Source organism: Pseudomonadales bacterium (assembly GCA_024234215.1).
In the GTDB taxonomy this organism is placed as follows: Bacteria; Pseudomonadota; Gammaproteobacteria; order Pseudomonadales; family UBA5862; genus JACKOQ01.
In genome coordinates this window covers 1-6,681 of the sequence record JACKOQ010000009.1, presented here as the reverse complement: position 1 = coordinate 6,681, position 6,681 = coordinate 1, and the positions used below count along the sequence as shown (strand labels likewise).

At 62.6% G+C, this 6,681-nt stretch carries 6 protein-coding genes; 4 read left to right on the top strand and 2 right to left on the bottom strand.

Going from position 1 to position 6,681, the window contains the following annotated elements; translation table 11 throughout:
• Window positions 1-1,781: PEP-CTERM system histidine kinase PrsK (gene prsK / locus H7A13_12020; GenBank protein MCP5334062.1), on the bottom strand; the 1,781-nt coding region annotated here is incomplete at its 3' end.
• A 423-nt stretch (window positions 1,782-2,204) separates the two neighbouring features.
• Between prsK and H7A13_12015 the strand changes: the two genes are divergently transcribed.
• The 4 genes from H7A13_12015 to H7A13_12000 are packed head-to-tail and all read left to right on the top strand — an operon-like array spanning window position 2,205 to window position 5,140.
• Window positions 2,205-2,870 carry a hypothetical protein gene (locus tag H7A13_12015; protein MCP5334061.1) on the top strand — a complete coding sequence of 222 codons (666 nt, stop codon included), beginning with the start codon at window positions 2,205-2,207 and terminating at the stop codon, window positions 2,868-2,870.
• 16 nt (window positions 2,871-2,886) lie between these two features.
• Window positions 2,887-3,183: an HPr-rel-A system PqqD family peptide chaperone gene (locus H7A13_12010; protein ID MCP5334060.1), complete on the top strand. Its 297-nt coding sequence runs from the start codon at window positions 2,887-2,889 to the stop codon at window positions 3,181-3,183.
• Window positions 3,174-4,076 (top strand): HprK-related kinase A, encoded by a 903-nt coding sequence (locus tag H7A13_12005; GenBank protein MCP5334059.1) that lies wholly within the window; start codon window positions 3,174-3,176, stop codon window positions 4,074-4,076. The genes H7A13_12010 and H7A13_12005 overlap by 10 nt, the downstream gene beginning before the upstream one ends.
• Window positions 4,073-5,140 (top strand): nucleotidyltransferase family protein, encoded by a 1,068-nt coding sequence (locus H7A13_12000; GenBank protein MCP5334058.1) that lies wholly within the window; start codon window positions 4,073-4,075, stop codon window positions 5,138-5,140. Before H7A13_12005 ends, H7A13_12000 begins: the two co-directional genes overlap by 4 nt.
• Here H7A13_12000 and H7A13_11995 read toward each other — a convergent pair.
• Window positions 5,137-6,537, bottom strand: coding sequence for a TIGR03013 family PEP-CTERM/XrtA system glycosyltransferase (locus H7A13_11995; GenBank protein MCP5334057.1), 1,401 nt, complete (start codon window positions 6,535-6,537; stop codon window positions 5,137-5,139). The genes H7A13_12000 and H7A13_11995 overlap by 4 nt on opposite strands.
• Window positions 6,538-6,681: the final 144 nt, after the last annotated feature.

Sequence of the window (6,681 nt, the reverse complement as noted above, 5' to 3'; positions counted from 1 at the left end):
CCCTGTGGCGCAGTGGCCTCCTGCGCGTTCTGCAGCAGATGGCCCATCACCCGACCCAGCCGCTCGCGGTCGGCACGGAGCATCAGCGACTCCAGCTGGCAGCTCAGCGTCGGAACCGGTTGCCGGTGTCGATGCAGGGCGACGACCTCGCGCGCCAGTTGACACAACTCGGTGCGCTGAGGATCGGGCGCTTCCACGGCCCGCTGCCGCAACTGGCCCAGCATACGGTTCATTTTAGTCACTGCATTGGCCAGCGTATCGAGTGCGTCGTCAATAAACTCCGGATTGTGCTTGTAACGCTGCGCATTGGTGACCACCAGTGACAGTTGCGCCACGACATTCTTCAGATCATGGACGATGAAGGCCGAGAGCCGATTGAACGCCTCGAACTGCCGAGCGCGCGCCAGCTCCTCGCTGGCACTGACCAGGGCAATGTGGTTGGCCAACTGGATGCCGACGGTCTTCAGCAGGTCATGGTCTTCCCAGTTGATCGCACGCTGCACCCGCGGCTTCAGCAGGCAGACGAAACCAGCCAGCGCCTCCTGTCGCATCAGCGGCACCACCAGCCACAGTTGCGGGTAGCGCTGCTGCCACGACGCAAGATCGAGGCCGCGGTACATCTCGGGCGTTCTGAGGTATTCCGGCAACTCGACCACCCAGGAGGACGCGCAGAGAAAATGTGCCAGTGAATCATCGGCATCGACCCGTGCGTCACTCTCCAGCGCCATCCCCCAGGCGCCGCAGCAGCGATAGCCCTCCTGCTCACTCTGCCACCAGAGGGTGCCGGCCGAGCTCTCGACCAGGTCGGCCAGCAGCTTGATGCCGCCGGTCGTCACCGTGGTGAAATCACCCAGCGCAGCCAGTTCCCGGCTCAACTTCAGCCACGCCTCCCGGTAGTCATAGCGGTGGGCAAAGAAGTTCTTGGCGAAAAAGACCCGGAGCCGGGCACGCAGCGTGCCGGAGAAGAACAGCGCGACCAGCAGCACCACCGCGCCGCTGAGAAAAAGAATCTGGATGACTCCGCCCCAACTGCCACCGTAGTTGCGCAGGTAGTAGCCGATCGACGCCATGACCAGCAGATAGAGCCCGGCACCCATCAACGCCGTGGTGTGCACCACGACTCTGCGAGAGACGAACAGCTCCACCGGCTTGTTGCCGAGGCGCGCGGCGGTCACGCCAATCAGCGGCAACAGCGCGGCATTGACGAAGCCACGGGCACCAAAGAGCGTCGGATTGATCCGCGCAAACAGCAGCGCCTCGGTGTAGAGCGCGAAGTCATAGGCGAAGAGCGCACCGATCGCAATCGCCAGAAACTTGATGCCCCAGCGCTGCTCGACCCGGGTGTTGCGGTAGAACAGCTCGACCATCAACAGACCGAACACATTCAACAGCAGAAGATAGAGCACCCGGCCATCCGCACCAAGGCGAATCCGTGCGGTCAACCGATCACTCAGCTCCGGCCACAGCATCAGCGTGACCCCAAGCAGCAGGCAAGCGGCAGCACCCAGCGCCAGTCGCGGACGCATCCGCTGCCGATCCAGATAGAGGCGCCAGCCATCCTGGTTGGCCGGGGCCGCCATCATGCGCCACAGCAGCACCATCCAGGCAAATCCGCGCATCACCTCCAGCGCCAGAACCATCCGCAGCGAAACTTCACCCGAGCCCAGCGCGGCGGCCCAACCGACCGAGAGGATCAGCACCAGCAACAGCGCCAATCGTGGCAGCCGGTCACGCCAGCGGCTGGCCACCAGTGGCATCAACACCAGCGCCACCACAGCCACACAACCATATCCGACTTGCGAAAAATCCACAGACTCTCCCGGCATGACGACACGCACTCTATCGGTTCAGGTTTACAAAAGCGTTGAACTGCGGGGCCGATGCTCCACACGCGACAGTGGCGTGGCGATTGGTGGCTCACTCCGGCTGCCGCTGATCGACAGACCCTGCCCTTGCGCAATGGGACACGAGTGTCCATATTTTTTACAAAGTCGGCATGGGTGATTTTTGCACGCAGGACACATCTGCTCTACCTTGTTGATAAACATGAATATCCAAAAAAGGGCATGATTCTTGTATTCGAAAAAAGAAGAGCAAGCCCAGTCACCGACTGCCCGCTGATTCTTCTGGTTCGCTTTTGATATAGTAGAAACAGATTTGCAACGGCGCCCGCGGCCTCACCGAGCGATCAAACGGACACCATGATGAAATCCAGCAAAGAGACCCCAGTCAAGCCAGACGCCACACCCGGTCAAACCAGCCGTTCGACGCTGGCCTCGCCAGCGCGGCGCGCCCTGGCACTCAACAGCCTCAAGGCGGCCCCGGTGGTGGTGACCACGCTGAGCGCGCGCTCGGCACTGGCCGCCGAATGCTGGTCCGGCAAGATGTCGGGCAACCTGTCGCATCCCAACAATGGCTGCGTGCTGGGCCGCAGCCCCGGTTATTACAAAACCAGGGTCGGGCCCTGGGGTGGCGAACCCGGCTGGCCTCCCGGTTTCGACTCCGGCTGTTCGCCACTGGATTCCAACGGCAGCATTACCCAAACCTGCCAGACGATGTTTGAGGACACCACGCTCAACCGAGGCGGCACGGTGCCAGGCACCCGCTTCGGCACGGTGTTCACATCCGCTCCCGGCAATCTGAAAAAACTGACCCTGATGCAGGTTTTGTGGCAAAAACCAGGCTCCTTTGCCTTTCATGCCATTGCCGCCTACTTCAATGCGCTGAACTTCAGCAGCTATGTGCTGAAGCCCGATGTCGTGCTCTGGATTGCCAATTCGATCCTGGCCACCGGCAGCTTCACCGATGACCGCGGCACGGTGTGGACGGAGAGTCAGATGAAAGCCTATCTGAACACCACCTGGACCTAGCCCCCGCCGCCGCACGATGTCAGCCACTGGCCCGTTGACCTTCAACCACGCCCGCTTTGGCCAGTGGCGACAGTGGGATGACACGGCTATTCTGTATGACAGCCGTTCGGGCGACACCCACCTGCTCAGCGGCATCGCCGCTGCGCTGGTCGGCCGGCTTGCCGGGCACTCTGCCGGGCTCAGCCATGATCAGTTGCAGGCAGCCTTGCAGCAGTTCGACCTGCAAAGCCTGCCGGCGGTGATCGATCAACTCTGTCTGCTCGGAATCGTCGCGCCATTCTCAGCCAGCCTCGCCTCGCCACCCTGTCACTGACCGAGATCCGGCGGCAACTGCACCGGCCGGCGGGTCTGTCGCTGACCACCGGTCCGTTCGTGGTGACGGTGCGCTCGCCCATCGCTGCGGTGGCGCGAAGCCTGCTGCGGCTCTATGCCGACTTTGCACTGGTCAGCCCAACCGCCTTCAGCGACTTCCACCTGCGTGTCGCGCCACCGGCCACGCTGCGCCGCTGGATTCGGCCACAGGTGTTCTTCCACTTCGACCAGACCATCCCGTTCAAGCCGCTGCCGCGCAGTCAGGCCTATCCGCTGTTCGAATGGGGCTTCAACTATGCCATCTCGACCACCGCCCACCGCTATCTGATCATCCATGCCGCCGTGGTGGAGCGCGGTGGCCGCGGTCTGATCCTGCCCGGGCCGCCCGGCTCGGGCAAGAGCACCCTCTGCGCGACCCTGATCCACTCCGGCTGGCGGCTGCTCTCCGACGAGCTGGCACTGATCGACCTGACCTCAGGACTGCTGGCACCGATTCCACGGCCGGTCAGCCTCAAGAACGACTCGATCGAGCTGATCCGGCAGCGCTTTGCCGATGCGGTGCTGAGCGACCCCTGCCATGACACCCAGAAGGGCACGGTGGCCCATCTGAAACCACCGACCGCCAGCGTGGAGCTGGCACACCGCATGGTCGAGCCGGCCTGGGTGGTGATGCCGCGCTACCGCAGCGGGTCGCGCAGCCGGCTGCGGCCAGTGCCGAAGGGCGAGATGCTGATGCAACTGGCCGAGCAGAGCTTCAACTACACCATTCTGGGTGCCCGTGGCTTTGAGGTGCTGGCTGATCTGGTCGAGCGTTGCAGCAGCCATCGGCTGATCTACTCCGACCTCGACATCGCCCTCGACAGACTCGATCAACTGACCGGGATGACGCCATGAGCCCGTCCTGGCTGATCAGACTCTGCCTGCAACCCGAGCAGGCGCTCGCTTTGAGCCTGACCGACTGGAGCCTGCTGATCCGGCAGGCGCGCGCGGCCAACCTGCTGGCGCTGCTGGCCGACACGCTGGACCGCGCCGGACTGCTGGAACAGCTTCCGGAGCCGCCACGGCACCACCTGAACTCGGCCCTGACGCTGGTGCAGCGACAGAGGCAGTCGGTGCTGTGGGAGATCGAACGGCTCGAAGAGGCGCTGCAACCGCTGGAACAGCCCTTCGTGCTGCTGAAAGGGGCCGCCTATGTCGCGGCCGAGCTGCCGCTGGCAGCCGGACGGCTGCTGAGCGATGTCGACATTCTGGTGGCCGAACAGGAGCTGGCCCACGCCGAACAGCTGCTGGCGATCCATGGCTGGCACGGTGCCCACCACCATCCCTATGATCAACACTACTACCGCACCTGGATGCATGAGCTGCCGCCGCTGCTGCATCTGAAGCGGCAGAGCGTGCTGGATGTGCACCACCGCATCCTGCCCCGAACCTGCCGCAACAGCCCCGATCCCGCCAGCCTGCTGGCCGATTCGCAACCGCTGGCCGGTTTCGACAAGGCGCGATTGCCGTCGAACGTCGATCTGCTGCTGCACAGCGCGATCCACCTGTTCCATGAAAGCGAGCTGCACCACGGCCTGCGCGACCTGTTCGATTTGCGTCAACTGTTCAGACTGTTCGGGTCACAACCGCGATTCTGGTCGCAACTGCTCGATCGGGCCACGCAGTGGCGGCAGCGACAGGCACTCTTTCATGCCTGTCGCCATGTCGAAGGGTTGCTGGATGATGAACTGCCCACCCCGGTGAAGCAGGCGCTGGCCGACAGCGCACCGCGCTGGCCAGTGCTGAAGATGCTCGATTTCTGCTACCGCCGCGCATTGCAACCACAGCACCCCAGTTGCGCACCCACTGGCACCGCAGTGGCACTGGCCGGACTCTATCTGCGCGGACACTGGCTGCGGATGCCGCCGCACCTGCTGCTGCCACACCTGCTGCGCAAGGCGCTGCGCAGCGAGGATTAACGCGCGCCGTTGCCGAACAGCACGGTCTCGCAGGTTCTGATCAATATCAGAAAATCGAGCATCAGGCTGTTGTTCTTCACATAATAAAGGTCATATTGCAGCTTCTGGCGGGCATCCTCGGCCGAGTCGCCATAGGGGTAGTTGATCTGTGCCCAGCCAGTCACCCCCGGCTTGACCCGATGCCGACTGTGGTAGTGCGGAATCTCCTCACCAAACTGCGACACGAACTCCGGCCGTTCGGGCCGTGGCCCGACAAAGCTCATCTCGCCCTTGAGCACATTGAAGATCTGTGGCAACTCATCGATGCGGTACTTGCGGATCACCGCGCCGACCCTGGTGATGCGGCTGTCGTTTTTCTGGGCGAACTGGGCACCATGTTTTTCGGCATCGGTGTGCATGCTGCGAAATTTGTAGAGCGTGAAGGGCTTGTCGTCCAGCCCCACGCGCTGCTGCCGATAGATCACCGGCGCACCGAAGCCCTCTTCCAGACCGATCGCCACCCGGGCGAGCAGCATCACCGGCAGCAACAGCGGCAGTGCCAGCACCGCAAAGAGCAGATCGCACAGCCGTTTGGAGAATGCACGAAAGGCGCTGCGATCGAAGCCATCAGAGAAAATGAAGTTGCTGGGGTGGAGCAGATCGAGCTCGATGCGGCCAATCTCCCGCTCGAAGAACGCAGCCACGTCGAGCACGGCGATACCGGCCAGCTTGCATTGATAGAGCGCGTCGAGCGGAAAGGCGCGCCGACGGTCATCCATTGCACAGACGATCTCATCGATCCGATGCGCCCGGCTGTAGTCGACCAGTGGCTGCGCAAATCCGAGAACTTCTGTGCGCGGCACCTCGACCACCTCACCCTCCATCGGCACGAATCCATGAATGACAAAGCCCTTTCTGTCTGCGCGACGGCGCAGGCGATCGAGAATGTTCTTGGCCCGGACCCCGGCACCCAGCACCAGCACCCGGCTCTTCATCGCCTCGGTGTCGACCAGACCAAAGAAGGCCACTCGCAGCAACCCCAGCAGCACGAAGGCCACCCCCAGCGACAGCGCGAGAATGCCACGCCCGAGGAAGAACATGGGAAAGAGGTAAAAGAGAATCGACAGCGCGAGGCCGCCCGCCATGAAGCTGCTGGCGGTGCGCAGCATCATGCCGAGCACTCCTTCACGAAACCGTACCTGATAGACCCCCATCGCCAGCATCGACAGCATCAGGACCAGCGCAAACAGGAGCGCCCGCCACAACGGGTGCGCCACCTCCTCCTCGATGAGCATCGGCTCGCCGAAACGGAAATAGGCACCGATCAGCACCGAGGCCGCCAGCATCAGCAGTTCCAGCGCAAACAGAATCAGATAGGAGACATGCACATGATGCTTGGCGATACGAATGGTGGTCACTGCGGATTCGACTCCTGTTCAACAAGTCCCTGCCGGATGGCAATGAAAGGATCACGCTTCTATTATAGAAAAGATTCGACTGGTGCCCTGTTGCCCAGCTGACTGCGTCAGGACGCACCCTGTATCGCTGATCTCCATTCAGCC

Excerpts from the sequence above, each read along its gene's own strand:
- H7A13_12015 (MCP5334061.1), top strand. The coding sequence starts at position 2,205 with ATGAAATCCAGCAAAGAGACCCCAGTCAAGCCAGACGCCACACCCGGT.
- H7A13_12000 (MCP5334058.1), top strand. The coding sequence starts at position 4,073 with ATGAGCCCGTCCTGGCTGATCAGACTCTGCCTGCAACCCGAGCAGGCG.
- H7A13_12010 (MCP5334060.1), top strand. The coding sequence starts at position 2,887 with ATGTCAGCCACTGGCCCGTTGACCTTCAACCACGCCCGCTTTGGCCAG.